The 26,407-nt window shown below is 38.6% G+C and carries 25 protein-coding genes; 20 read left to right on the forward strand and 5 right to left on the reverse strand.

The genetic code is table 11. The annotated features are described in order from the left end of the window. Positions 1–258 (reverse strand): transposase (locus BMZ99_RS14350; RefSeq protein ID WP_217645090.1); only part of this gene is annotated, 258 nt, incomplete at its 3' end. 463 nt (positions 259–721) lie between these two features. Between BMZ99_RS14350 and dcuC the strand changes: the two genes are divergently transcribed. The 8 genes from dcuC to BMZ99_RS14385 all read left to right on the forward strand — a co-directional run bounded on the left by dcuC (position 722) and on the right by BMZ99_RS14385 (position 10,303). Next, entirely contained in the window at positions 722–1,981 is a 1,260-nt protein-coding gene (gene dcuC / locus BMZ99_RS14355; protein WP_090938549.1) for a C4-dicarboxylate transporter DcuC, read from the forward strand. Positions 1,982–2,189: 208 nt separating this feature from the next. Further along, positions 2,190–3,137, forward strand: a complete 948-nt coding sequence (locus BMZ99_RS14360; RefSeq protein ID WP_090938552.1) for a LysR family transcriptional regulator — start codon at positions 2,190–2,192, stop codon at positions 3,135–3,137. A gap of 212 nt (positions 3,138–3,349) precedes the next feature. Then, positions 3,350–3,493 (forward strand): hypothetical protein, encoded by a 144-nt coding sequence (locus BMZ99_RS26360; RefSeq protein ID WP_175490559.1) that lies wholly within the window; start codon positions 3,350–3,352, stop codon positions 3,491–3,493. Positions 3,494–3,741: 248 nt separating this feature from the next. Continuing rightward, entirely contained in the window at positions 3,742–4,803 is a 1,062-nt protein-coding gene (locus BMZ99_RS14365) for an extracellular solute-binding protein (RefSeq protein ID WP_090938555.1), read from the forward strand. A 128-nt stretch (positions 4,804–4,931) separates the two neighbouring features. Then, the gene (locus BMZ99_RS14370) at positions 4,932–6,032 is read left to right on the forward strand and encodes an ABC transporter ATP-binding protein (RefSeq protein ID WP_090938559.1); all 1,101 of its coding nucleotides are present in this window, start codon (positions 4,932–4,934) and stop codon (positions 6,030–6,032) included. After that, the gene (locus BMZ99_RS14375) at positions 6,029–7,693 is read left to right on the forward strand and encodes an ABC transporter permease (protein WP_090938561.1); all 1,665 of its coding nucleotides are present in this window, start codon (positions 6,029–6,031) and stop codon (positions 7,691–7,693) included. Before BMZ99_RS14370 ends, BMZ99_RS14375 begins: the two co-directional genes overlap by 4 nt. A 110-nt stretch (positions 7,694–7,803) precedes the next feature. Continuing rightward, positions 7,804–9,513, forward strand: a complete 1,710-nt coding sequence (locus tag BMZ99_RS14380) for a sensor histidine kinase (protein WP_090938564.1) — start codon at positions 7,804–7,806, stop codon at positions 9,511–9,513. Positions 9,514–9,523: 10 nt separating this feature from the next. Continuing rightward, positions 9,524–10,303 carry a response regulator transcription factor gene (locus tag BMZ99_RS14385; RefSeq protein WP_245754981.1) on the forward strand — a complete coding sequence of 260 codons (780 nt, stop codon included), beginning with the start codon at positions 9,524–9,526 and terminating at the stop codon, positions 10,301–10,303. Here the strand turns inward: BMZ99_RS14385 and BMZ99_RS14390 are convergent. Continuing rightward, positions 10,300–10,851: a nitroreductase family protein gene (locus BMZ99_RS14390; protein ID WP_281246812.1), complete on the reverse strand. Its 552-nt coding sequence runs from the start codon at positions 10,849–10,851 to the stop codon at positions 10,300–10,302. The genes BMZ99_RS14385 and BMZ99_RS14390 overlap by 4 nt on opposite strands. Positions 10,852–11,020: 169 nt before the next feature. On the opposite strand from BMZ99_RS14390, the gene BMZ99_RS14395 reads away from it, so the two are divergent. Together BMZ99_RS14395 and BMZ99_RS14400 are read left to right on the forward strand one after the other, a co-directional pair. Continuing rightward, the gene (locus BMZ99_RS14395) at positions 11,021–11,359 is read left to right on the forward strand and encodes a winged helix-turn-helix transcriptional regulator (protein WP_090938572.1); all 339 of its coding nucleotides are present in this window, start codon (positions 11,021–11,023) and stop codon (positions 11,357–11,359) included. A 247-nt stretch (positions 11,360–11,606) separates the two neighbouring features. Then, complete coding sequence (locus BMZ99_RS14400; RefSeq protein ID WP_090938575.1) at positions 11,607–12,476, forward strand: YitT family protein; 870 nt, start codon at positions 11,607–11,609, stop codon at positions 12,474–12,476. A 70-nt stretch (positions 12,477–12,546) separates the two neighbouring features. On the opposite strand, the gene BMZ99_RS14405 is transcribed toward BMZ99_RS14400, so the two are convergent. Beyond that, positions 12,547–13,077, reverse strand: a complete 531-nt coding sequence (locus BMZ99_RS14405) for a nitroreductase family protein (RefSeq protein ID WP_090938576.1) — start codon at positions 13,075–13,077, stop codon at positions 12,547–12,549. A gap of 22 nt (positions 13,078–13,099) precedes the next feature. Continuing rightward, a complete protein-coding gene (locus BMZ99_RS14410; RefSeq protein ID WP_090938579.1) occupies positions 13,100–13,897 on the reverse strand; it encodes a C39 family peptidase in 798 nt (265 codons plus the stop codon). Positions 13,898–14,172: 275 nt separating this feature from the next. Here BMZ99_RS14410 and BMZ99_RS14415 point away from each other — a divergent pair, with 275 nt between their 5' ends. From BMZ99_RS14415 to BMZ99_RS14440, 6 genes are all read left to right on the forward strand, one after another. Continuing rightward, positions 14,173–16,056 (forward strand): sigma 54-interacting transcriptional regulator, encoded by a 1,884-nt coding sequence (locus BMZ99_RS14415; RefSeq protein ID WP_090938585.1) that lies wholly within the window; start codon positions 14,173–14,175, stop codon positions 16,054–16,056. A 297-nt stretch (positions 16,057–16,353) separates the two neighbouring features. After that, a complete protein-coding gene (locus tag BMZ99_RS14420; RefSeq protein ID WP_245754983.1) occupies positions 16,354–17,343 on the forward strand; it encodes a zinc-dependent alcohol dehydrogenase in 990 nt (329 codons plus the stop codon). Between the two features lie 43 nt (positions 17,344–17,386). Then, complete coding sequence (locus BMZ99_RS14425) at positions 17,387–18,697, forward strand: MFS transporter (RefSeq protein WP_090938594.1); 1,311 nt, start codon at positions 17,387–17,389, stop codon at positions 18,695–18,697. A 163-nt stretch (positions 18,698–18,860) separates the two neighbouring features. Next, complete coding sequence (locus BMZ99_RS14430) at positions 18,861–19,031, forward strand: aspartyl-phosphate phosphatase Spo0E family protein (RefSeq protein WP_245754984.1); 171 nt, start codon at positions 18,861–18,863, stop codon at positions 19,029–19,031. A gap of 216 nt (positions 19,032–19,247) precedes the next feature. Next, on the forward strand, positions 19,248–20,630 hold the full coding sequence (locus BMZ99_RS14435; protein ID WP_090938599.1) for an NAD(P)H-dependent oxidoreductase: 1,383 nt from the start codon (positions 19,248–19,250) through the stop codon (positions 20,628–20,630). A gap of 26 nt (positions 20,631–20,656) precedes the next feature. Then, positions 20,657–21,304, forward strand: coding sequence for a TetR/AcrR family transcriptional regulator (locus tag BMZ99_RS14440; RefSeq protein WP_175490560.1), 648 nt, complete (start codon positions 20,657–20,659; stop codon positions 21,302–21,304). Between the two features lie 102 nt (positions 21,305–21,406). On the opposite strand, the gene BMZ99_RS14445 is transcribed toward BMZ99_RS14440, so the two are convergent. Further along, positions 21,407–21,652, reverse strand: a complete 246-nt coding sequence (locus BMZ99_RS14445; protein ID WP_090938605.1) for a hypothetical protein — start codon at positions 21,650–21,652, stop codon at positions 21,407–21,409. Between the two features lie 321 nt (positions 21,653–21,973). On the opposite strand from BMZ99_RS14445, the gene BMZ99_RS14450 reads away from it, so the two are divergent. From BMZ99_RS14450 to BMZ99_RS14465, 4 genes are all read left to right on the forward strand, one after another. Then, the gene (locus BMZ99_RS14450; protein ID WP_090938608.1) at positions 21,974–23,185 is read left to right on the forward strand and encodes a GNAT family N-acetyltransferase; all 1,212 of its coding nucleotides are present in this window, start codon (positions 21,974–21,976) and stop codon (positions 23,183–23,185) included. Positions 23,186–23,428: 243 nt separating this feature from the next. Beyond that, a complete protein-coding gene (locus BMZ99_RS14455; protein WP_090938611.1) occupies positions 23,429–24,427 on the forward strand; it encodes an ABC transporter substrate-binding protein in 999 nt (332 codons plus the stop codon). Positions 24,428–24,455: 28 nt separating this feature from the next. After that, positions 24,456–25,364 (forward strand): ABC transporter ATP-binding protein, encoded by a 909-nt coding sequence (locus BMZ99_RS14460; protein ID WP_090938613.1) that lies wholly within the window; start codon positions 24,456–24,458, stop codon positions 25,362–25,364. Further along, a complete protein-coding gene (locus BMZ99_RS14465; RefSeq protein ID WP_090938616.1) occupies positions 25,348–26,130 on the forward strand; it encodes an ABC transporter permease in 783 nt (260 codons plus the stop codon). The genes BMZ99_RS14460 and BMZ99_RS14465 overlap by 17 nt, the downstream gene beginning before the upstream one ends. Positions 26,131–26,407 lie beyond the last annotated feature (277 nt).

The raw sequence follows: 26,407 nt of genomic DNA on the forward strand, positions 1-26,407 counted from the left end.
ACAAGACTGTTCCAGCTTGCGGCTTGAATAGATGCCGTTCATGTACCCATAGACAAGAATTTTAAATAGACGCTTCGGTGATCTCTCGATTCTCCCCATTCGGGAGTACGTAGTGTACAGTTTGCTATAATCCAGCCTTTCTAACACTGCGCTGAGTAACCGTACCGAGTCATCTTCTGGGATCATCTCGCCGATGTCCATCGGCAAGACTAGTTGATATATATTTGTGTCTGTTATATAATTTGCTTGTATTTTCATGTTCCAACAAACTTGATTTTACACAAAAAAATGGCTCCCGGCTACTGCCGGTTGCCATTTTTGTTTTTTAGGGCTAGTGCGACAGCCCCTTTTTGCAGCAGTTGCTAATCTAAAGATTCTTGCATGATATTAAATTAAGGAAATTTGAATATTTTCTGTACGATGATGCATTTCACTTTTATAGAGGTAATACATATTTAAGATGAGGGCATGAACTAGAAAGACTTGTAGATTCTTTGGAATAACAATGAGTAATAATAGATGGAATAAAACTGAAAATTCATAATAATATTATTTTAATTATCTATTTGATTTCACTTGTGTGTCTCACCACGAGAAGATTGCTGTTTAGAATCCTAAGTTGTCCAGTTAAATAAATCAGTGCAAAAGCAGTACGCTAATCTACAACAAATCAAGTCGTCTAAATGAATAAGATTGATAAGAAAAATAGGAGGTATCATTCATGATTTGGATTGGCATTTTAATTGTAGTTTTAACATTTCTTGCTATCATCAAACGTTATGAAACGAGGCTGGTTCTATTTATAGCTGGCGTAGCAATGGCTTTAGCCGTCGGCAAGCCTTTAGTAGCTATTGATGCTTTTGCTAAAACAATGGTTAGCGGAGGACTTGTAACAACAATCTGTACTGTGATGGGCTTTTCTTATGTAATGAAATTAACTGGCTGTGATAGTCATTTAGTAAACTTATTAACAAGTTTACTAAAAAAAGCTGATTTTATATTAATACCAGGGGCGGTCATTATAACATGGGTGATTAATGTTGCCTTGCCCAGTACCGCAGGATGCGCCGCTGCTGTTGGTGCTGTACTGATACCTACATTGATCGGATCTGGGGTACACCCTGCGATGGCCGCTGCCTGTGTCATGTCTGGTACCATTGGGAGTGTTATGAGTCCAGGTCTTGCACATAATCCATTTGTTGCAAAATTGGCCAATGTTGATGTGATGACAGTAATCGCTGGTCATACAATACCTGCACTTATCTCACTTGCTGTTGCAGCAACGATGCTTACAATTGTTTCCCATTTGCAAAAAGAAGGCGCTAGTGCTGAGCGGTCTACTGAAATGTTTAGTAATGCGGAATTTTTTCAGATTAACGTTATAAAAGCTCTAGTGCCGATTATTCCTCTTATCTTATTGGTACTAGGGAGTAAAATGGTTGATCTGATCTCTGAAGTTACTGTTCCTCAAGCTATGATTATAGGGGCGATGCTTGGATTTGTCGTAACCTTAGGTAATGCCCAAGAGATATCGAAAAGCTTTTTTAAGGGAATGGGTGATTCCTACGGACAAATAATGGGGATTATTATTGCAGCAGCTGTATTCACACAAGGAATGGATATCATTGGACTCACTGGTGCACTCATCGAAAAGATGAAAGAATCACAGGATGTAGCAAGATATGCCGCATCCATCGGTCCCTTTTTTCTCGCAGTATTGAGTGGATCAGGTGATGCGGCTGCACTTGCTTTTAATGGTGCAGTAACTCCTCATGCTGCGCAATTTGGTTTTAAAATTACAGATATGGGTTCTCTAGCTACTATATCTGGTGCTCTAGGGCGTACGATGTCTCCTGTTGCTGGTGGTGCGATAGTATGTGCAACAATCGCTGGCGTAAATCCGATGGAGATAGCCAAACGTACTGCTCCGGGGATGTTCTGTGCACTTGTTGCTGTCTTGATCGTTTTTTCAATTAAATAATTTAATAATAGATTTTAATATGGGCGCTGTTTATAATAGAGCATAGGGCTGCTTACTGCAAATCGTGGTAAGTTAGCCCTTTTATTTATGATGACGATTCTATATTCTATAAGTTGCCATATGATGAAATTGAGATTATAATTGCTTTGAAAAGAGTTTGCTTAGTGTTGCGATATAAGGTTAGAACCTTTGTGTAAAGGAGGTCAATATGGAGATACGACATCTAGAATATTTCATAGAGGTAGCACGGCAAAAGAGTTTTAGTAAGGCTGCTGACCAAATGCATATTTCTCAGCCGTCGATTAGTAAGATAATTAAAGAAATTGAGGGGCATTTTGGAGTTGTACTATTTTATCGTACAACAAAGTATGTTGAATTGACTGATGCAGGTGAAATAATTTTGGAACAAGCAGAGAATATTGTTTCATCATTTCAAAATATAAGCGCTAATTTAGTTGGAGGATTTAATTTAAGATCAGGAAAGATCCGAATTGGTATTCCGCCAATTACGGGTCTGACCTCATTCGCCCGTTTATTTGGTCCTTTTAAAAGGGCCTATCCGAATATTAATATGCAGCTATTTGAGTTTGGATCAAAGAAAATTGAAACAGGCATTCTTGATGGGATACTAGACGTAGGTATAATATGTATTCCCCCTAGTGATCAAGAACTCTATGAAATGATTTGCAGTATTCAAGATCCATTGCGGCTCGTCGTTCATCCAGAACATCCTTTTGCCCAATGTGAAATCATTGATTATGCAAATCTGGTAAATGAATCTTTTGTGCTGTATAGTAATGATTTTAGTTTAAATGATCTCATTATCGATCGATGTATGCAAGCCGGTTTTCGCCCTAATGTCATTTTTGAGACAATGCAGCTTGAGCTCATGACCCAGCTGGTGGCAGATCATTTCGGCATAGCTTTATTGCCAAGTACTGTCTGCCAGCATTTGGACACTGCTGCACTGGTCTCAGTTCCATTAGCTGATCCGCCAATCTACTTACAATTGGGAGTGGTATGGAAAAAGGAGCGATATGTTTCTCATGCTACAAAAGCGTGGCTGGAGTTTGTAAGAGAACAGATCAACTCCGAGGATAAAAAACCTGATATTACAAGGAATCAATGGTTTTGGGATACGGCGGCTCCATCGTAAAATAGAGACATCAAATTAATGTTTAATAATGTATACATGTGACATTGCGCTAATTCTATTCTAAGCTGGCTGTTTTTAAGCTACTTATTCCGAATCTAAATGCGGTATATGCCGAATCCGTATTTCACTTCTTTTTGCAAGAGGAATACAATAAGATCAAGGCAAGCACTATTCATATGCTAAGCAGCCAACATACGATTAGGAGGGATAGCGTGGCTAGTTCGATCAATGTTCTAGATCAGGGAATATTTGATAAAACAGAGGAAGAATCTTCTGCTGAAGTGAAAAAGGATGAAGTAAAAGTCGTGGATATTACACAACAGCAATGGTTTTGGGATCAGGCAGTAATGTCATAAGAGTGTTTTGGTTGTATTGGACTACAAGGTAATATAAATTTGCAGGTTTGGCAATTATGCCAAGCCTTTTTTCTTTTGACCAGGAAACAGAAAGACATTCTTGTCCCAAACAATTTAATCGTATGCTTTGCATTTTAGTTGTGTATTTTAGATGTTTGTTTTCTTTTGTCGGATAGACAACTAGGATCAGAATGATAGAATAAAGGTAAAGAATATTCTAACTTATTTATAGTCGAGGAGGGAATGGTATGAAGGTTTGTAAAAGGGCAATAGCAATGGTAGCTGTGGTCACGTCATTATCTTTACTATTAGCAGGCTGCGGCTCTGGCACCTCAGAGAAACCAAAAACAGCTGCAGGACAAGAGGAAAAGGTACTTACAGTCTACACTGCCCGCAGTGAGAGTTTAAACAATCTTGTCATTCCGAAATTTGAAAAAGAAACAGGTATCAAGGTAGAGATGATTGTTGCGGGGACTGGAGCATTGCAAAAGCGGGTTGCGTCAGAAAAGAATAATCCGTTGGGCGATATTTTGTGGGCAGCCGACCAAACCATGCTAAATTCTTCCAAAGAGTTGTTTATGCAGTATGTTTCTCCTGAAGATGCAAACATGGGTGATGCTTTTAAGAATAAGTCCGGTTATTTTTCAGCTGCTTTCGCCGATCCTACAGTCATTATTGTGAATACAAATTTGACTGGTGATATCAAAGTTGATAGTTTTGCGGATCTTATTAACCCTGCGCTTAAAGGAAAAATTGCATTTGGTGATCCTGCCAGTTCAAGTTCTTCTTTCCAATCGCTCATGGCTATGCTGTATGCCAATGGCAAAGATGGTGATCCGATGTCAGATGAAGCTTGGGCTTTTGTTGATAAATTTATTGCAAATCTGAATGGTAAGATGCTCAATAGTTCCGGTGCAGTACATAAGGGTGTTGCTGATGGTGAGTATACTGTGGGTTTAACCTGGGAAGATCCCGCAGCCAATTATGTGAAAAATGGCGCACCGGTGAAGGTGGTATTTCCAAGTGAAGGTGCGATTTTCCCTGGAGAATCCGTTCAAATCATAAAGGGATGTAAACACCCTGAAAATGCAAAGAAATTTGTAGATTTTATGCTTTCTCAAAAAATTCAGGAACAGGTTGGTAAAGAGCTTACTGTTCGTCCTTTGCGTAAAGATATCAAACTTGCAGATTATATGACACCAACGGCTTCCATTAAATTGTTTAAGAATTATGATGAGGCTTGGGTATCAGATAATAAGAATACAATCACTGCAAAATTCAATGAACGTCTTGAGAAATCTATGAAATAAATCATTTTTTTTGCAGTGATGAAGAATGAATAAGAAAGGGCCTTGCGACTTAGCAATTATACTGCGCATAGGCCTTTTTTCTATAAATCGAGATTATGCATAAATTATAAAAGTCGGAGGGATTAAAGATGAGCGTTTCAATCGATATAGAAGAAGTAGTCAAAAAGTATGGCAATGATACGATCATAAACGGGCTTTCGCTTCATGTGAAGCCAGGGGAATTTTTCACCTTGCTGGGACCCTCAGGCTGTGGAAAAACTACATTGTTGCGCATGATCATTGGTTTTAATTCAATCGAGGGTGGCAAGATTAAAGTTGATGGACGTGTTGTTAATGATATTCCTACTAACAATCGTAACATGGGCATGGTATTTCAAAACTATGCGATCTTTCCACATATGTCGGTCAAAGAAAATGTTGCTTTTGGACTGAGAATGCGGAAAGTTCCTGAAAATGATATTGACAAGCAGGTTGATGAAATTTTAAAAATTGTTAAAATTGACCATCTCAAAGATAGAATGCCCATAAAGCTTTCAGGAGGTCAACAGCAGCGTGTGGCCTTAGCAAGAGCAATTGTTATCCACCCTGAGGTCTTATTAATGGATGAGCCCCTTTCCAATCTTGATGCAAAGCTGCGAGTAGAAATGCGCAATGCAATCAAGAGCATTCAACGGCAGATTAATATCACCACAGTGTATGTTACTCACGATCAAGAGGAGGCACTCGCCATTTCAGATCGAATTGCGATTATGCATAATGGTGTCATTCAGCAAATTGACAGCCCCAAAAATATTTACCAGCGGCCGGTGAATACCTTTGTATCTACTTTTATTGGTCTTTCTAATCTGATTGATGCTGAAATTAGTAAAAATCAAGGCTGCAATGCTTCTATTGTGTTTGATCATGGATATTGCGTGTTCATGGAAAATATAAAAGATACCGTGAAAAATGGACAGAAAATCTTGGTTTCAGTAAGACCGGAAGAGTTTCATATTCGTTCAGCTGGCGAAGGTTTGAAAGCGACGATAAAAAGCAGTGTATTTCTTGGATTGACGACTCACTATTTTGTTCAGCTTGAGAATGGTCAGGATATTCAGGTCATCCAAGACCGAGATGAACAGGATATCATCCCTGACGGGACCACTATTATTCTTGCCGTTAATCCACAAAAAATCAATGTGTTCCACTATGAAAACAAAACAACGTTAATCAGAGGTGGAAAAGAATGAACTATGCTGGTGAAAAGCGTTTTACCATTTGGTCATCGTTTAGTCTGGTGATTCTAGCAATTTTTGCTTTATTTATTATATATCCACTGATTTTGGTCTTATGTAAAAGTGTGATCGATCCTCAATCAGGAAATTTTACAATGAGTTATTTAACTAAATTTTTCACCAGAAAGTTTTACTGGAGTACGCTAATCAACAGCTTGCAAGTTACTGCTTGCGCGACTTTGCTTGCGGCTGCTATTGGACTTCCTATGGCGTATGTGATGAGAAGTGTAAAGATTAGGGGAAGCGGATTTTTGGATATTCTCATTGTGATTTCTTATTTGTCTCCACCTTTTATCGGTGCCTATGCTTGGATTCAACTGCTGGGACGTAATGGTGTAGTAACCAACTGGGTCAATACTATCTTTGGTATCCAATTTGACGGTATTTACGGTTTTGCAGGCATTGTACTAGTGTTTACTCTGCAATCATTCCCGCTGGTGTACATGTATGTATCGGGTGCATTGAAAAACCTAGATAATTCTCTTAATGAAGCGGCAGAAAGTTTGGGATGCACTGGTTTTGAGCGAATCACGAAGATTATTGTACCGCTGGTTATGCCTACGCTGCTGGCTAGTTCGTTATTAATCTTCATGCGCGTATTTGCCGATTTTGGTACGCCAATGCTAATTGGAGAAGGGTTTAAAACGATCCCTGTGCTGATTTACACTCAGTTTATGAGTGAAGTTGGCGGAGATGATGGTTTTGCCGCTGCGTTATGCGTCATTGTAATTATGATGACCATACTGATATTCTTAGCCCAGCGCTTTCTTGCCAATCGTAATACCTATTCTATGACGGCACTTAAGCCTATGACAGCTCAGAAAATTACTGGTGTGAAAAATATGCTGTCTCATGCATTTATCTATTTAGTGGTAGGATTAGCGGTTTTGCCTCAAGTAGTGGTTATTTATACTTCGTTTTTAAAGAGCAACGGCGGTCAGGTATTCACTGGCGGCTTTGCACTGCAAAGCTATCAGGCAACTTTGTTTTCCAAGGATAATGATGTTATTTGGAATACCTACATGCTTGGTCTCGTATCCATTACCATAATCGTAGTGCTGGGGATTCTGATTTCGTATCTTACTGTACGCAAACAGAGTCCGTTAAACAGTGCATTAGATATGATTACGATGTTTCCTTATATTATTCCCGGTTCCGTTCTTGGAATTTCTTTTTTATTCGCCTTTAACAATCCACCGCTTCTTTTAAGCGGCACTGCGTTGATTATGATTATATCCTTTGCCATACGCAGGATGCCCTATACCATTCGATCCAGTACAGCGATTATTGGGCAGATCAGCCCCAGTATGGAAGAAGCCGCCATATCTTTAGGGGCTACCGAAATGAAATCCTATACAAAGGTTACTGTCCCCATGATGATGCCAGGAGTTTTAGCCGGGGCAATTATGAGCTGGGTAACGGTCATTAGTGAACTAAGTTCTTCCATTATTCTTTACACCAACAGTACTCAGACCCTTACCGTTTCCATATATACAGAGGTTATACGCGGCAATTACGGAAATGCATCGGCCTATTCTACCATACTTACGATTACCTCGATTGTGTCGCTGCTGTTGTTTTTCAAACTTACCGGTAAGCGGGACATCAGTATTTGATAGACATTATAAAACAGGGTTCCAATACGTTGGAACCCTGTTTTATAATGATACTGTAACAGCCTTAGTCGGTTGATGCATCATAAAAGTGAAAAAGAGGCGAGAAGAGTATGAGAAAAGCCGAGACATTTAAGAGCTATATGAAACGCCTGTTCATTCGATATACAGTAGCGCTGATCTTGTTAATGTTTATTTTATTCATTATATTTATCATGCTTAATTTTCGACTGTTTGTCACAAAAGCCAATGAAGACTGTAACCAACTGGTAGGCAGATTTGTCAGCGAGCAGTATATCAGCTATCAAAATAACATTGAACGTTTTTCACAAAGTGATCAATTCAAAAAAGCGCTTTTGAAGGGTGAAAATCTCAACGAAGTTAACCGCGAGTTGTATCAGTTTTGTCTGAGTCAGCAAATTAAATCGAACTTTGTATTGTTAAGAGGTGAGAGTAGTATTGTCTCTACTAATCTTTATAAAACAAATCAGATGCTATTTTTAGCAAATGGTATTGTGAGAGATGTATTTACTCGTTTAAATAGTGATCCTGGTGCTACCTATAGCGGAGCGATTGGAATTCCCTATGATAATGGACAAAAATCCGATCTGATGTTTGCAAGAGCTATAGTATCAGATAGCGGACAGATTTTAGGTTATCTGATCTTCGGTCTGCAAGAGGACAGTCTTAGTTCATTTATGCGCAACAGGGATGCCGATATAATTCTAATCACCGATCGGTTTAATAATGTTATATTCTCTACGAATAGTTTAATTATCGATTCGATGGGAAAATATAAGTCGGAACAGGAAGACCTGACTTCAGCGATAATCGACCAAAAGCCCTATTATGTCACGAATGGTATACTGCCAGAGGGCAAAATAAAAATCATCACAATGACTTCGATTGCCAAACAGCAGCAGCTAATTGAATTTGGTGTGATATTTTTGTCTGGGATGAGCTGTTTTTTAATTATGCTTGTGCGGGTGTTAGCAGATAAGGTAACTACTAAAAATTTGCGTTCCATTGATGAATTGCTTTATGCCGTGAGCGAGTGTCGAACAGGCAATATCCATTACCGAATTAAGTCAAAAACCTTTGATGAATTCCAAACGCTATATGATGAATTCAATAACATGATGATTAAAGTTCAGCAGCTGATCAAAAACAATGATGAACTTGCTGAACGCAAAAGATGGATGGAAGTAAAACACCTTAAAGGGCAGTTTAATCCTCATTTTATGTTTAATGTCATGGAAACGCTGCGCTATGTAATTGCAATCGATCCTAACCAGGCATCTCAGATGGTAGTATCATTTGCTAACCTTATGCGCTATAGCATCAACTATGGCAGTACTCATGTTTCCTTAAAAACGGATATTAGTTATGTTAAAGACTATCTTTTATTGCAGAAAATGAGATACAATCAGCGATTGGAATACAATATTGAGATTGAGGAAGCTCTTTTGCAATATAAAGTACCTAAATTGTTTATTCAGCCAATTGTAGAAAATAGCATAGTGCACGGTTTAGAGAATACCAGAAAACTAAGGGTACAGATTACTGGGCGGGCTTTAGATCAGCGGCTTGCACTTTGCATCGAAGATGACGGACCTGGTATCAGCGAAGAAGCACTTACTGCGCTGCGGGCATTACTTAATAATGAAAATGCCATGCCCAAACGTATTGGCTTGTACAATGTTCATCGGACAGCACAATTGCTGTATGGTAAGGATTATGGGCTAAACCTTGAAAGCTTACAGGGTAAAGGTCTAAGAGTAACCCTGACGATGCCGATTGTGTTGGAGGATGATGATGTATAAGATTCTGATAGTGGAAGACGAGGATACAATCCGTAAGGGACTAATTTTTATGGTGGATTGGCTGAAGGTCAACTGCGTTGTAGCAGCTGAAGCATCTGACGGGGAAGAGGGGCTTGAAAAGATCAAGGAAATCCGCCCCGACATTGTGATTACGGATGTGAAAATGCCGTTTAAAAGTGGAATACAGATGCTTGAAGAAAGTATAGCTCTTTATGGATATGAGGCCATCATCATTTCAGGTTACAGTGAGTTCGAGTACGCCAAAAAGGCGATCACTTTGAATGTCACTGAATACCTGCTAAAGCCAATTGACTTTGGACATCTCTACCAGACCATTGAGAAACTGACATGCAAGATTGAAGCCAGCCAGCAATTGAAAAAATATATAAAATCTCTGGATTATAAGCCTACAGATTTAATACTCGACAGACAACTGCTGCAAGGTTTTAAAAATAAATATGTCGGTAAAATGTTAGAACAAATTAAAACCTGTTACAATCAGAAAATATCCCTCAATGACCTAAGCAAGAAATACGGGCTTTCAAGTACATACTTAAACGCTAAGTTCAAAACGGAAACCAATTATACGTTTAATGACTTCTTAAACCGCTATCGTGTATTACAGGCAGTTGAACTTTTGAAACAAGAGAAAATGATGATATATGAAATAGCAAAAGCCGTAGGGTTTCAGGACTATAAATATTTTATTCAAGTATTCAAAAAATACATTGGATGTTCTCCCAGCAAGTTCTTAAGTACATTAGATGCACAGACGACTCAATCGACCTAATCCAGCCATTTGACTTTTTTGGTCAAATCCGGATCTTGCCGTGGTCTGGGCTGAGGAATAACTGCAGGGTAACCCAATGGGGTAATGGCGACAATTTCTCTAGTTGCAGGAATTTCTAATAAATCCCGCAGATGTTTTTCGTCGCCCAAAGGACCAGTCATCCAGCAACCACCTAATCCTAAGGCGGCAGCTGCCAATAGCATGTTTTCTATGGCTGCACTGGTGCTTTCCAAATATGCTTTTCGATAAACCGGATCGCTGCTGGCTTCGGTCAAAATTACAATTACAATCGGAGCATCTCCGTAGACGTTAGCGAAGTTAATAAACTCATTGCGTGGCATAAATGCTTTGTCGGGGGCTTCATCCCAATCTTTTGTATATTTGTCGACAATTCTCCCATAATTTTTTCCCATTTTATTTTTCTTATCGCCGGATACGATTAAGAACTCCCAGGGTTGTAAATTTAATGCCGACGGGGCCCAGTTTGCTGCATCTAATATTTTCAGTAGATCCTCCTTTTTCACTAGGTCGGTCTTATACTTGCGAATAGATCTTCATTTTTGTATGACCTCAAAAAATTCCATGATAATTTCACTCCTATCCATTTTGCTTGGTACTCTTTGAGCTTAATAGTATCTTCACATGAATATTTTTGCAAGTACGCACATTTATATGATATACTACTAAAAATAATACTATTGAGAAGGATAAAAAATTATGGCAAAATTTCATTTTCAAGAAGGAACTTGCCCTGTGCTGGCCGTCCAAAATCTCATTACTGGGAAATGGAAACTTCTGATTCTATGGCAATTGAGTCAGGGAACGAAACGGTTTAATGAGCTGCAAAAGCTGCTGCCTGATATTTCCCAAGGAATACTTACCCACCAATTACGGGAATTAGAACAGGATAGACTCGTTCATAGAGAGGTCTATAAGGAAGTACCACCTAAAGTTGAATACTCATTAACTGAAATTGGTCAAAGCTTTATACCCGTCTTAAACGTTGTATGTGAATGGGGCACCGTTTATTTAAGTAATATAAAATCTTTAAATTAAAAAAATACAAGGTAGCCACTTGTCCTTCCTTATGAGGATGAAATTATAATTAATGAACAAAATAAAAAGTACATAATAAGCTGCAAGTAGGGGAGGTTTGAAATCATACTTCAGAATACAAGTTGAGTGCCTTAGTGAGGCTGCGATTTAACAAGACCAAATGTTTGTCAATTCATAATTAATATGGAAAATGCCAAAATATAATCTTCGTTTCTGCAGCTTACTCTATATAAAGTGAGGGGTTTACATGCATAATAAAAAAACATCTAAACAACGAGCCTGGAAAGAAATACAGCGGTATATTATACTGTTTATTGGTTCTGTTATCTATGCGGCGGGACTAGAAATCTTTTTAGTTCCCAATAATGTTATTGATGGTGGTGTAGTTGGTATTGCGATCATGGCCAGTCATCTAACTGGTTTGCCGTTGGGAGTATTCCTGATTATCATTAACATACCGTTCATTTATTTGGGATATAAGCAAATTGGTAAAACTTTTACATTATCAACGATATTTTCGATTATAGTATTGTCCTATTTCACTAAAATGTTCTTGCCTGTTCCTGGTTTTACAGATGATTTATTTTTAGCCTCAATTTTTGGAGGTATCATTCTAGGGATCGGTGTAGGTCTCATTGTGCGTTACGGCGGTTCATTGGATGGATCAGAAATTGTAGCGATATTAATGGACAAGAAAAGCAGCTTTTCTGTAGGTGAGATTGTCATGATCATCAACCTGTTTATTTTAAGTGGGGCTGGACTAGTGTTTGGCTGGGACCGCGCCATGTATTCTCTGGTTACATATTTTATTGCTTCGAAGGTAATTGATATCGTCATTGAAGGTTTGGATGAATCAAAAGCTGTTATCATTGTTTCAGATCATTCGGCTTCCATTGCCGAAGCTCTCATGGCTCGGCTGGGTAGGGGCGTGACGATTTTGCACGGTGAAGGTGCCTATAAAGGTGACGAAAAACATATTCTCTATACTGTGATTACCAGACTAGAGATGGCAAAATTTAAATCACTCGTTTCAGAAATTGATGAAGATGCTTTTATAACGATTAACGATGTGCATGATGTTATGGGTGGGACATTTAAAAAGAGAGCTATTCATTAAAAGTAAAAAAACAATAGGCCAGTACTGCTTGCTATGCAGCACTGGCCTATTATTGTCCTAAAGTAAATTTTTATTCATTAATAGCAAATGTATTATAGAATATAGTTTTTTCTTTGTCGTACCGCTTATCATGGTTCGGATTGGGTGATGAAGCTTTATCCGGATAGCCAATAGGTAATAAGGCAACAGGCACGATAGTAGACGGTAAGGAGAAGATATTTTGAATTAAGGCTGGATCAAAGTGCCCAACCCATGTGCTTCCCAGCCCTAAATGGGCTGCTTCTAACATCATGTGAGTTGTGACAATACTGGCGTCCACATAGCCGCTGTCGTTGTTGTCGTAGGGCCTTTTCCAGCTCACAGTAGTGTCATAGCCAATGAGCAGCACTAAAGGTGCATTGAAATGATAGGTTGTGCAGGTTTTTAATTTACTTAAACTTGCTTCGCTGTTAAGCACAAGTATACGTTGTGGCTGCGCGTTTGCTGCAGTTGGCGCAAGGCGGCCAGCTTCTAGAATGAGATCTAGTTTGCCGGGTTCTACCTGCTGCTGGCTAAATTTCCTAACGGAATATCTTACTTTTGCCAATTCTAAAAAATTCATAATAACGCCTCCATTCTATTTTTTAGTGAGGTGCTTTCACTGTCAGCCATTGTTGCGTTTTTTGACCTTTTGGCAGCATGTGGGCATCAAACCACATATAATAAAATTTTTCTACTGGGTTAATAACGTATCCGTCTTGCAGGTGATCCCCCGTGTCATAAGGATCTGCCAATATGAGGACATCATCAGCTATTGTCTTCGTTTCCATAGTATCATAACCGATAATCACTCTCCAATGTCCGCCCCAATCAATATTTTCGACCATGATAGGGGTATTGTTTTTTAAGTTTGAAATTATAAATTCTTTGAATTCATTAATGCCTGAAAATGTAGTGCCATCTTTCTGAGCAGTAGTTAGACTGGATTTAACATCCCAGCCAATGCTCTTAAAAAATGCAGACATTCCTCTTGTATCTGTACCCGTTCCTGGTTTTGTTTTCATTATCTTAGCAATTTTAAGTTCATCCCAATTTGTATTCCCAGAATAATACAGTACAGTTAACGCAGCTGCAGGGCCGCAAGTAATTTCTGTAGTTTGCTGATATGTTTGATACTTCGGCAAAATGGTTAATGTATCGGTGGATCTCATATTGAAGAAATCGACCGATTTATAATAAGGAGAGTCAATGACATTACCTAGGCCGTTATACGAAGAGGCACCTTGACTAGTAACGTCATAGCCCGGAGGATAAGGAATAACACGGCTTTGTTCAACGTTCTCTTTCAAAACTGCGTCAGCTGCGAATGCGATATTCGCCGTATCCAAACTGATTCCTAAAAGAATATAAGTAACAACTAACAAATATAAGCGTTTTTTCACATTACCACTCCATTCTTATATTTTAAAATTTATTTATATACATTGTAGTGCTTATTTCTATTATTTATACCATTCTCCTCCTTACCATAGAATTGATGCAAACCGTTGAAACGTCCTGTTAATTGATCAAGTGTTTTACCGCTTATTAACGTATGCATTGGTATCCTGCTATTTGTGAAAAAATGCTACAATACAGATTTGCAGGATTCAGCATTTTCAAAGAGAAGATAGCAAGGAACTGTCTTGTGAAAATAGTATGTTGTAGAGGTGATAGAATGAAGATTCTTATTGTTGTGCCTTATGTAAGTGTTGCTGAATTTATCAAGATGATTATACAGGAACAAGATGATAAGGAATGGGAATATGAGATTCTTGTCAATATAGGAGTCCGGTTAATTGTAAGCCAAAACATTAAATCTGATGTTGTGATTGCCAGAGGCGTTACTGCCAGCGCACTGAAAAAGAAATTACCCAACACGCCAGTAGTGGATCTTTTAGTAAGCGGTTATGATATCTTGCGTTCGATTAAGGAATGCTTAGTTCGTTTTCAGGATCGGAAGATTGGTATTGTAGGCTCTTACGACATGATCTGCGGAGCAAAGAGTATAGAAAACATTATGGATATTGAACTGGTTACCGTCGAGGTAAACAATGAAGACGATGCTGAAGTAAGTATAGCGAAATTGAAAACAGATGGGATTCAGACAGTCATTGGTGGTGTAATGTCAAGCAATATAGCTCGGCGAATAGGGATGGACAGCTTATTTATCGAATCCGGGAGAGAAGCGGTCTACTTTGCATTGCAAGAAGCCAAGCGCGTAGCAACCGTAAGACGCAAGGAACAGGAGCGGACAGAACAATTCCGAGCAATATTAGATTATTCCGATGAAGGAATCATTGCTGTAGATACGCTAGGAAAAATTAATTTAATGAATACGGCGGCAATTACGATTACCAGTCTACATAATAAGGTTATTGGAAGAAACGTGGAAGACGTCCTGCCGGAGCTTGATTTAGGTAAAGTTTTAGTTTCAGGAAAATCTGAAATAGGAGAAGTACACACAGTTGCTAATCAGCAAATGGTTATTAATACAGTACCGATTCTTGTTGCAGGTGAAACGGTTGGGGTTGTTGCAACATTTAAACCGGTTGGCGCTATTCAAGAACTTGAAGGAAAAATTCGCGAAAAAATACATAATCGCGGGCATGTAGCTAAGTTGAAATTCGAGGATATTTTGGGCAGCAGCAAAGTAATAAAAGATACGATATCCGTTGCTCGTGAATTTAGTCTAGTGAACTCTAATGTTCTTATTGTAGGAGAAACTGGAACAGGTAAAGAGGTATTTGCGCAGAGTATACATAATGGAAGTAATCGTTGTAAAGGACCATTTGTGGCTGTAAATTGTGCAGCATTACCGGAAAATTTGTTGGAAAGTGAACTTTTTGGCTATGTAGAAGGAGCTTTTACAGGAGCCTCGCGTGGCGGGAAATTTGGATTATTTGAGCTTGCTCATCGTGGTACTATTTTTTTGGATGAAGTGTCCGAGATTTCACCAAAGATGCAGGGGCGATTGTTAAGGGTCCTGCAGGAACGTGAAATTATGCGTTTGGGTGGAGATCGAGTAATTCCTGTTGATGTTCGCATAATAGCTGCTACCAATAAAGATTTGTATGATCTTGTAAAGCAGGGGTTATTTCGTGAGGATCTATATTATCGTCTTGATATTTTACAACTTAGCATTCCAGCTCTCCGACAGCGTGGAGAAGATATTATACTATTGATGGACCATTTCTATAAACGGTATTGCATAAAGAATAAAAAAGGGTACAAAGAAATAAATCAGGAGGCTAAAGCCAAACTTCTCGAATATTCTTGGTTAGGCAACGTAAGAGAATTAAAGAACATTGCTGAGCGTTTGGCAGTGCTTAGTAAAAACAGTTGTGTTGACCTTAAAGAGGTTGAAGCTGCACTGCCCAATCGGGAAAGGGCATCGAAATATGAAATTAGAAGCAGTGGCAATTTAGACCAGGAATGCTTATACCGGGCTTTAGAAGAGAGTGAGTATCATTATGGTAAGGCAGCTGCTAAATTAGGTATAAGCCGCACCACATTGTGGAAACGTTTAAAACAGCTTGATGAAAACAAATTGAAAGGATAAACGTTTTAAACAAAATGAACAAAAAATGTTCAGCGAAAGACAGTTTCGTATAAAATGTAATATGGAATTATATCCTTGCGGGCAGGCGTAAAGCCTGCCTTTTATAATTATTTATTAAATTTATTAAAGATTGGCATAATTATTGCATTTTAACTGTAACGACAGCAGTTTTCTGTAAATGTTCACTAAGTAAAAGGTGAAGTTGACTCAAATACATTGTGAGGTGAGGATAAAAAAGAAGAATTACAGGTTTCATATTTACGTAACATTTTAAATTTATAAAAAATAGGAGTGTTAATGATGAGCGTAATTACTAAAGCAGCTTTATTAAAAGGACAGCGTGATATTGAATTAATTGAAAAGGAATTAGTTGCGGGAGAGGATGAAGTAATTGTTCGAAATCATCTTATGGGTATCTGCGGATCGGATAAGAATTTCTATCTCGGACAGCTTCCTCCGAAAACAGCAGAATTTCGTCAAGATCCTAAATTTCCTTTCTATCTTGGCCATGAAAGCGGCGGTACTGTAGTGGAAATTGGCTCAAAGGTACGTGAGGTGAAGCCTGGCGATAAAGTCATGTGTTTTGGTTGGAATAATAACTTTGCGGAATACTTTAAAGCTAAGGTTTGGGAATTACAGATTGTTCCTGAAGGATTGGATATGGATTTAGCAAGTTTAGGTGAACCAATTGCCTGCGGAATGTTCTCGGGCCTAACAACTGGTACGAATATTGGTGATACTGTAGTGGTAATGGGCGGTGGATTTGCTGGACAAATTATTGCTCAGTGTGCCAAAAAACAGGGGGCGTCCCAAGTGATTGTGGCTGATGTTGAAGACGGTAAATTAGCAATTGCTAAAAAACTTGGAGCGGATGTAACCATTAATAGCAGAAATGTAGATGTTGTTAATTATGTAAAAGACCTCACAGATGGAATTGGTGCAGACGTTGTTGTAGAAGCTGCTGGAGTTGAGTCTTCTTTTAATGCAGCATCAGAGTTAATTAAGCATAATGGCATATTTGTTTTCTATAGCTGGATGACAAAACCAGTGAACTTGAACATTAGTCGTTGGCATGATGATGGATTGGAATTCCGTAATACCTGTCTTGTCCATCATACTCGTCAGCAGCGTGAAGTATGGACCCCTTGGGCATTACGTCCAGTAGTTAAAAATATTATTGACATCAAATCATTGATTACTCATGAATTTAAGTTGGATAATATAAAAGATGCTTTCGAAACTGCAGTAGAAGACGAGAGTGCCATTAAAGTTGTCTTAAGACCATAAGTAATAATTTCATTCCAGACTATGCAATAAAGGAGAAATACTAATGGAAAAGGCAACTAAAACTCGGTATTGGGTATTGTTTATTGTATGTATACTCTATTTTATAACGTATGTAGATCGGGTTAATATTTCAGTAGCAGCCCCGCTCATCATGAAAGAATTTAATATTAGTAAGGTTGAGCTTGGAGTCGTCTTTGCCGCTTTTTCCTGGGCGTATTCCATATTCCAAATTCCTGTTGGTATGCTAGGCGATAAATATGGTCCCCATAAGGTTTTAACTGTACTTGTCGTTTTGTGGGCGGCAGTGGACGTTATGACGGGTTTAGCCTGGAGTTTTACGTCTTTAATTGTGATTCGCTTTTTATTTGGAATATGCGAATCAGGTGCATTTCCTACTGCTACTCGGGCTTTTTCTCACTGGATTCCTGCAACGGAACGCGGTTTCGTACAAGGTCTAACTCATGCTTGTTCTCGTCTCGGTGGGGCGATTACTCCTATTCTTATGGTAGGGATTATGAGCCAATTTGGCTGGCGGCCAGCCTTTTATTTCGGCGGTGCAATTGCTCTGGCTTGGGCCATCATTTGGTTCATTTGGTATCGGAATAAACCAGAAGAATTGCAGGCCAAATGGGGCGGTATTAATCAGGCCGAAATTGATCTGATTTATCAAGGACAAGTTAAGAAAAAAGTAGCTCAAAAACTGCCCTTCCGCACACTTATTAAAAGCAAAAATCTTTGGTGCCTTTGCTTAGCATATATTTGCTATAATTATACACTCTGGATTTTCTTAACTTGGCTTCCCACTTACCTGGTGGACGCTCGCGGTTTTGCTATTATGACAATGGGGATCTTTGCAAGCTTGCCGCTTTTTGCTGGTACCATTGGTGATACCTTAGGGGGCTGGCTATCCGATAAGATTTGGAAACATACGAAGAATGGTAAAATTGCTCGTCGTGGTGTGGCTATGGCTGGCTTTCTCATTGCAGCCTTTTGTATGATTCCGGGGGCCATGACAGACTCTCAATATCTCTCCGTATTTTTGCTCGCTTGTGCCTTGTTTGGCCTTGAGATGACTGTGGGAGTATTCTGGGCAACCTGTCTTGATATTGGACATGATTATGCAGGTACTGTATCAGCAACAATGAATTCTATCGGTGCAATCGGATCAGCAATGACTCCGTTGATCTTTGGTTTTATAGTACAGCGAACGGGATCTTGGGTATATCCTTTTGTGCTTGCCAGCGGGATTCTTATAATTGGGACTTTTCTTTGGACTAAAATTAATCCTGAAGTATCTCTTATTGAAGAACTTGAACTATTGGACTCTTCAGACCTAAATAAAAAGGAAGTATAGAAGTTAGAATGCTCTAAAGAGCAACAAGTAGAGAGTGATTTGGTTTTTTAAAAAATATAAGAGAAGGCGCCCTATGAGGCGCTTTTCTTATATTTAATTCTTTTCTATAAATCAAATGAATTTTAAATCCTTTTATTCGATGATAATGTATATCGCATAGGAGGTGTTGGTTATTTCTAGTATAAATTTTAAAGAATTGCAAGAGGAAATAGAACGGATGCGCCTAAATTTGATTCATATTGTTGCAAGTAAAGGACCAGTATCAACGGAAGCAATACAAATAAGCCGGGCATTAGATACTAAAATAAAAGATTTTTATCAACATAAAAGATAGTCATTTCAAAGAAATAGTCCGTAGTTCTCTTTGTTTCTCCGCTATTAAATATAAGGCAGTACTAAGGTGTTTAAAAAGCTAATGTGTAGCTTTTTAGGCATCTTTTTTTATAAAATGAGAAAATTGAAAATGCATTTACAAATAATTATAACAGTGTTATATTAAAAATATAACACTGTTATAATTAAGAATGTCAATTTCGAAGGGAGCATCACTATGAAGATTATTGTGCTCAATGGAAGTCCAAAGGGTGAAAGAAGCGTGACTATGCAGTATATTGATTTTATTCGAAAGAAATTTCCTCAGCATGAGCTAAAAATACTCAATATAGCACAGCGCGGCAAAGAAATCGAAAATAGGAAAGATGTATTCCAAGAAGTGATCGAAGAGATAAACAAGGCTGATGGTGTATTATGGGCTTTCCCGTTATATGTATTTTTGATTCCTTCTCAATACAAACGATTTATCGAGCTGATAACCGAGCGATCGGCAGCAGTTGCTTTTAAAGGTAAACCTGCTGCCATCTTAACGACATCAATTCACTTTTATGATCATACCGCTCACAATTATGTGCATGGCATTTGCGATGACCTTGACATGAACTTTTATGCATCTTACTCAGCTGAGATGTATGATTTATTAAAAGAAAGGGAAAGAGAAAAGATATATAATTTTTCTCGAGGCTTTTTTGAAGCGATAGACAGAAGAGCTCCTGGGATAAAAGTCTATCCTTCATTGAATGTGGAGACGACTGAATATATTCCTAGTTCCTCCTTAGATGCGATAGATACTCAAGGTAAAAAAATATTGATTGTAACCGATGGAGAAGAACATCATCTTAATCTTAACCGGATGGTGAACAGAGTTGCCGAACATTTTACAGGGATGGCAGAAGTAATTAATCTGCACAATATTGACATTAAAGGAGGCTGCCTGGGCTGTATTCGCTGTGGATATGATAATACTTGCGTTTATAGCGGCAAAGATGGATTTATTGAATTTTATAACAGTAAAATAAAAACTGCTGATATTTTAGTTTTTGCTGGAACAATTCGTGACCGATATTTATCCTCTTTATGGAAGACTTTTTTTGATCGAGGTTTTTTTAATACTCATATTCCATCGTTAATGGGAAAACAAATTGCTTTTTTGATTAGCGGGCCTTTGGGACAATTACCGAATCTTAGGCAAATTATAGAGGCTTATACGGAATGGCAGCAGGCAAACCTCGTGGGGATTATAACAGATGAAGAGCCAGACTCCAAGAAGTTAGATGACTTACTTCGAGAGCTCGCGATTAGAAGTGTAGAGTATGCCAGCTCCCAATATATTAGGCCGGCAACGTTTTTGGGAGTGGGAGGACGTAAGATATTTCGTGATGAAATATGGGGAAATTTACGGTTTCCATTTGCAGCCGATTATCGGTTTTATAAAAATACGGGCTTTTATGACTTTCCCCAGAAGGATTACTCGAATCGAATACATAATTTAATCTTTGAGTGGATACTTAAGATTCCGGTGTTGCGTAAAAAAATTTACAATGAAATGATGGTAGAAAAAATGGTCGAACCATTTCAAAAATTATTGAACAAGCTATAAGGCAATTCTACCATAGTGGAGGTATTGTGCCAGAGAATACAAAACAATTAAACACACGTGCATTAATTTTAGAAAGGGCGCGAGAACTTTTCTTATCCCAAGGTTATCATAAGGCTACCATGCGTACAATTGCTAATGTGGCAGGAATTTCTACTGGACCTTTATATTTTTACTTTCGCAACAAAGCGGAAGTGTTTTTCCATATCTGCAATGAAGCATTTGACTACCTGATTGAGGATTTTCGCCGAGTCGCATCAGAAGATAACCATGCAGGTATACGTTTGCGGAATATTTATTATGCATATAAAGCGTTTTATTATCAAGAACCTCAGCTTTTTGAAATTATGCATTTGCCGAACAATGCAATGCAAGGAATTGACATTCCGCAAGACTTGCAGGAGGTCTTAAACCACAAATCGCAGGAATTGGTCAAGATCATGGAAGGCGTTATTCAGGAAGGAATTGTTCGTCAAGAGTTACGCCCGGTTGACCCCTGTAAACTAGCTTTGTATCTATACTCTGCTACAGAAGGTATTTTTCTCTCCAGCCGCATGAATGTTTTGCAGCAGTATGATGTAAGCCTTGATGACATGATTGACACAGCTATTGATCTAATTGGGCTAGGTATGATAGAAACTGGTAGAGAATGTCCGCCTAAAGCAGAAAAAGGATAAAAAATTCTGGAGGATGCTTTGGATTCCTTCAGGCGTTATATTTTAGTCCATATGTGATATTTCTGCGCGCAGAGATTTATGGCTTACTTCTATGTGTTATGCTCACAAATGAATAATACCCATACTAGCGGGCCAATTTTTTACTTTAGCTAGCAGGTTAATCCATTCCGATGCTGATAATAGAACCTGACCAGGCTCTAAGACGTGAGCCGGTATGCGGAAGTTCTCGGCACTTCCTAAACCTGTGCCTGATAACTCGCCGCCATAAGCGGAAATTGTCATTCTGTCAATTTTTCGAATCGGGAGAGTTTGACCCAGAAAAAAGTCTTTACTCACGATAGCTCTCATGAAGTTACCTCCTTATCGATAAAAACATTCAATAATTTACTTCTTTTATTACGACAGAAATCCTTCCCAAACGCAAAGAATGAAAGAAGCATTAACCATGAAGTAATAGAATCTTACTTTGTTTCAAATAGGAGCAGGCAAACGGTCTTTATATCCATATAAAAAATGAGTATGGTGGAATGACGGAATCGGTTTAGGGATATTCTATTAATAATCAATTCACACTACAAAACATTCCTGGAAGATGAAGATATGACAAAATACAAAGCATTATAAAATGAGAAAGAATTTTAAAGTTTAACACAGTGAAGGCAGGTTCTTATGAGTCGAGACAAAAGATTAAAAATAAAAAAGGTTGGTGTAGAACATCTAGAGCAATACAATCAACTGCTGCGGTACGTTTTTCAGGTGACTGATAATGATTTACACAGGATAGGTTGGAAAGAAAGAGATATCATCCTTGCTAAATCTCCGGTATTGGAACAAGCGGATGTTCTTGGATGGTTTGATGGAGAAAAACTAGTTTCTCAGGTTGCTGTCTATCCTTTTCAAGTGCGAATTTTCAATACGATTTATGATATGGGAGGGCTTACGGGGGTTGGCACCTTTCCCGAGTACTCCAATCAAGGGTTGATGCACAAGCTGCTCCGCCAGGCACTAGCGAACATGCGGGAGAAAAAACAGTCAATCTCTTACCTGTATCCTTACTCGATTCCTTACTACCGCCGCAAAGGGTGGGAAATCATCTCAGATAAAATAACATTTGAAGTGAAGGATTATCAATTGCCGAAGAATAAACAAGTATTTGGAGAGGCTGAACGCATTGATATTGAAAATAATGATTTAAAGGCAGTTTATGAACGTTTTGCCTTTCAAAGCCATGGAGCGATGCTGCGCAACGAGTTAGCCTGGAATGAATATTGGCGATGGGATACGGATGATTTAACAGCTGCAATTTATTATAATGAAAACAGACAGCCTGATGGATATGTGCTTTACTGGATTTCAGATGAAGTGTTTCACATTAAAGATATGATATTTATTAATGAAGAAGCCCGCAGCGGGTTGTGGAATTTTATCAGCGCCCATTTTTCTATGATTTCAAAGGTTGTAGGCAATATCTATACGGATGAGCCATTAGCTTTTTTGCTGGAAGATGGGGATATTAAAGAAACGATTTCTCCTTATTACATGGCTCGAATTGTAGATTTGGAGCAGTTTATTGATCAATATCCCTTTAAGGCGAATACTGAGAAACGTGTATGGACGTTTACCCTCGATGATCCGCTGCTGCCGTGGAACCAAGGAACTTTCACCATTTGCATTCACCCTAATGGAAAAGGTGAGGTAGCCCGAGTAGGAGAGCGAAGCAAGTCCAAGATCGATATCCAAACCATGACGACCATGCTGCTCAGTTATAAAAGTCCGAGTTATCTTCATAAAATAGGCCGCCTTTCATGTAGTTCGGAAACCGTTCAGATGCTGGAAGATGCTATTTTTCAGCAAACCCTTTATTTTTCAGATTACTTTTAGCAGCCTTATGCATAAGGCTGCTAAAAGTATTTATTTTGTACTTGACAATAATAATATACATATGGCATGATTAAGACCATAATTAATTTTGATTAGCAGGGGCAAAAGCCGCTAATTGATAAATTGATGAATATAAGACGACTTACTCTAAGCTGATCACAATAAATGAAGGCTAAAGATGCGCGCCCTATGCGCTTCTTTAGCCTTTTTTGATTTGTCTTAGAAAAAGAAAGGAATGAGGAAATGATTGTTAAAGAGGTTAAAGCACTAATTTTACTAATTACTATGATGGTGATTGTAGTAGCAGCAGGTTGCGGTAGTAGTAATACCGCACAACAGTCAGCGGCAAAGTCTGCTAAAGAGGTGGTAGAATTCAAGTACCCAGAACTTGTTTATTTTGACTATATCTATTTAGCAGATGAACTAGGATATTTTAAAGATGCGAACGTTCGGCCTAAGTATGTAGGAAAAATGGGAGCTGGACAAGTAATCCCTTCATTGGTAAATGGGTCAATTGATGTTGCTACTAGGCATACTCCAGTAGTTATTGCAGCCATTGCCAGTGGTGCAGACATTAAGATTTTTACCTCTGGAAGCAGCTCCACTAAACAATGGCCTCACATGAAATACTTTGTTCGTGCGGGCTCTGATATCAAGTCCATCAAAGATTTTAACGGTAAAACCATTGGCCTTAATAGTTTCGGGGCTTGCGCCGAATATGTAACGAAAAAATATCTGCAAGAAAATGGCGGCGATCCCAGCAGCATTAATTTCAAAACAGCACCAGATGACCAGCATGAAATGGCATTAGCAGAAGGGCACACAGACATTGCCATTATTCATCCGCCTGCTTCAGGACGTGCCAGCAATGATCCTAAATTTAAAATGTTATTCAGCGATTATGATATTGACCAAGGTCTCAGCAGTATGTGCCCTTATTCCGTGAATGGTAAATTCCTGAAGGAACATCCTGAAGCAGTAAAGGAATTAACGGAGATCCTAATTAAAACCGCTAAATGGAGTAATGCGCATCCACAGGAAGCCAAAGATATTATGGCTAAGCGTTTTAATATGAAAGCGGATCAAGTAGAACTTTATAATTTTTCAGAAGATCAGCTGGTACCAGAAGCAGGAGTGCAGTATTGGATTGACCGACTGGTTGAAGTTAATAAGCTGACACCAGGCCAGGTTAAACTGGAACAAATTTATACGAATGAGTACAATCCTAACTATAGAAAATAAATTACAGTAGAAAGGTGAGAAGTCTACCATGAGTAAAATACAAGCTAGCAAGATTCATCGCCAATTCCAAGTGAACAATGATTTTGGAAAAAAGACAAAATTAACGGTCTTGGATGATTTTAACTTGCAGGTCCGTGAGGGAGAGTTTCTTTCTATATTGGGACCCAGTGGCTGCGGCAAATCTACCTTTCTAAACATGTTAGCCGGATTGGATAAACAAGATGACGGACAACTATTGATTGATGGCGATCCCGTAGGTGATAGGAGCTTTGACCGTGGCATGGTTTTTCAGGGATATGCACTTTTTCCTTGGCGTACAGTTCTAGAAAATGTGGAGATTGGCCTGCAAATTCGCGGATTAGAGAAAAAAGAACGAGAGGAAATCGCAAAGTATTACTTAACAATGGTTGGTTTGGCGGCTTTCGCCAATCGTTACCCTCATCAACTATCAGGAGGAATGAAGCAAAGGGTTGCCATTGCCCGTGTATTGGCCTATCAGCCTGATATCATGCTGATGGACGAGCCCTTTGCTGCTTTGGATGCCCAAACAAGAGAAACCTTGCAATTGGAGCTAATTCGAATTTGGGAAGCCGATAAAAAAACCATTGTTTTCATTACTCATAGTATTGATGAGGCAATTTTGCTTTCTGATCGTGTAGCCGTAATGACAGCAAGGCCAGGCAAGGTAAAGGAAATTATTGATGTTTCCCTGCCGCGGCCTCGCTCAGAAGAGATTCGCAATTCATCTGAGTTTACCCAAATCAGGCAATATGCCTGGAGTCTGATTAAAGATGAAGTTACGAAAGCCCAGGTCTATCAAGAAAGTGTAGAGCAAGGTCAGGATACGATAATGGTTCAGCCTATTATTTCACTGCAACAGAAATTTAAGGACATGATTCAGAAAAGGATAGGTGAACACAATGAAAAAATTGGCTAATTTCTTTACCGGTTCTTTGGAAAAGACGATCGGCCTAATCTTATTTGTTGGCTTATGGGAACTGGCGCCCCAAACAGGCTGGGTGAATTCTACCTATTTAAGTCCACCATCAACAGTCGTATCGGCACTAATAGTTCTGCTGAAAAGCAGGGCTCTTCTCAAGCATCTATTAATCAGTCTCCAAAGAGCCTTGGTGGGAATGGCAGTTGCTGTTTCTTTTGGTATGGTTTTCGGATTATTTATTGGCTATTTTAAAAAGATTGAAGGCTATTTAGATGCGTTGTTTCAATCTTTTAGACAAATGTCGGCATTTGCGCTTTTTCCTGTGTTTATTCTCTTATTTGGAGTGGGTGAGCTTTCTAAGACCATTATTATTTTTTGGGCTTCTTTGTGGCCTATTTTATTAAATACTATTAATGGGGTCAAAAATGTGGATACATTACTGATCCAATCGGCAAAATCCATGGGAGCATCACAAAAATTTATTTTCTTACGGGTTATATTACCGGCGGCAGCTCCCGATATTTTCACGGGAATTCGCTTAGGAGCATCTTACTGCGTCATGTCCCTTGTTGCTGCAGAAATGATCGGTGCTACCTCTGGACTAGGATATTTAATCTTATATTCCCAAGAAACATTTAATATTCCTGATATGTATGCAGGAATTGTCGGATTAGCCATTATGGGATTAGGAATAAACTATGCCTTAAAGCTGATTGAAAAATCTTTTAGCAGCTGGAAGCAAGGAGTAGCAGTTGGAGAGTAAGATAAACAGTAAACCTAGGATCATTGCTGGTTTTCATGGAGCAGTAAAAGCAATCTGGCAGTAAAATTTTCTTTATATTAAGAACGTAAAGTTGGCAACAGACTCATGTTTAGAAAACGTGAGTCTTTTTTTAGAAGTATACGATTTTGGAGAATGAAAGTATTATCCAAAAAATTAAGAAATGCTTATCTGAGTTACTGCATAGACTTGACAGGAAAATTCTTCTTTAGTAAAATTAGTCATACAAAACGGAATGAATATTCATTCCTAAAATATT

Source organism: Pelosinus propionicus DSM 13327 (assembly GCF_900114615.1).
In the GTDB taxonomy this organism is placed as follows: domain Bacteria; phylum Bacillota; class Negativicutes; order DSM-13327; family DSM-13327; genus Pelosinus; species Pelosinus propionicus.

What these genes read in the sequence shown, in the direction of transcription:
- dcuC (WP_090938549.1), top strand. Translation starts at nt 722, where the DNA reads ATGATTTGGATTGGCATTTTAATTGTAGTTTTAACATTTCTTGCTATC.
- BMZ99_RS14360 (WP_090938552.1), top strand. Translation starts at nt 2,190, where the DNA reads ATGGAGATACGACATCTAGAATATTTCATAGAGGTAGCACGGCAAAAG.
- BMZ99_RS14365 (WP_090938555.1), top strand. Translation starts at nt 3,742, where the DNA reads ATGAAGGTTTGTAAAAGGGCAATAGCAATGGTAGCTGTGGTCACGTCA.
- BMZ99_RS14370 (WP_090938559.1), top strand. Translation starts at nt 4,932, where the DNA reads ATGAGCGTTTCAATCGATATAGAAGAAGTAGTCAAAAAGTATGGCAAT.
- BMZ99_RS14375 (WP_090938561.1), top strand. Translation starts at nt 6,029, where the DNA reads ATGAACTATGCTGGTGAAAAGCGTTTTACCATTTGGTCATCGTTTAGT.
- BMZ99_RS14380 (WP_090938564.1), top strand. Translation starts at nt 7,804, where the DNA reads ATGAGAAAAGCCGAGACATTTAAGAGCTATATGAAACGCCTGTTCATT.
- BMZ99_RS14395 (WP_090938572.1), top strand. Translation starts at nt 11,021, where the DNA reads ATGGCAAAATTTCATTTTCAAGAAGGAACTTGCCCTGTGCTGGCCGTC.
- BMZ99_RS14400 (WP_090938575.1), top strand. Translation starts at nt 11,607, where the DNA reads ATGCATAATAAAAAAACATCTAAACAACGAGCCTGGAAAGAAATACAG.
- BMZ99_RS14405 (WP_090938576.1), bottom strand. Translation starts at nt 13,077, where the DNA reads ATGAATTTTTTAGAATTGGCAAAAGTAAGATATTCCGTTAGGAAATTT.
- BMZ99_RS14415 (WP_090938585.1), top strand. Translation starts at nt 14,173, where the DNA reads ATGAAGATTCTTATTGTTGTGCCTTATGTAAGTGTTGCTGAATTTATC.
- BMZ99_RS14420 (WP_245754983.1), top strand. Translation starts at nt 16,354, where the DNA reads ATGATGAGCGTAATTACTAAAGCAGCTTTATTAAAAGGACAGCGTGAT.
- BMZ99_RS14425 (WP_090938594.1), top strand. Translation starts at nt 17,387, where the DNA reads ATGGAAAAGGCAACTAAAACTCGGTATTGGGTATTGTTTATTGTATGT.
- BMZ99_RS14435 (WP_090938599.1), top strand. Translation starts at nt 19,248, where the DNA reads ATGAAGATTATTGTGCTCAATGGAAGTCCAAAGGGTGAAAGAAGCGTG.
- BMZ99_RS14445 (WP_090938605.1), bottom strand. Translation starts at nt 21,652, where the DNA reads ATGAGAGCTATCGTGAGTAAAGACTTTTTTCTGGGTCAAACTCTCCCG.
- BMZ99_RS14450 (WP_090938608.1), top strand. Translation starts at nt 21,974, where the DNA reads ATGAGTCGAGACAAAAGATTAAAAATAAAAAAGGTTGGTGTAGAACAT.
- BMZ99_RS14455 (WP_090938611.1), top strand. Translation starts at nt 23,429, where the DNA reads ATGATTGTTAAAGAGGTTAAAGCACTAATTTTACTAATTACTATGATG.
- BMZ99_RS14460 (WP_090938613.1), top strand. Translation starts at nt 24,456, where the DNA reads ATGAGTAAAATACAAGCTAGCAAGATTCATCGCCAATTCCAAGTGAAC.
- BMZ99_RS14465 (WP_090938616.1), top strand. Translation starts at nt 25,348, where the DNA reads ATGAAAAAATTGGCTAATTTCTTTACCGGTTCTTTGGAAAAGACGATC.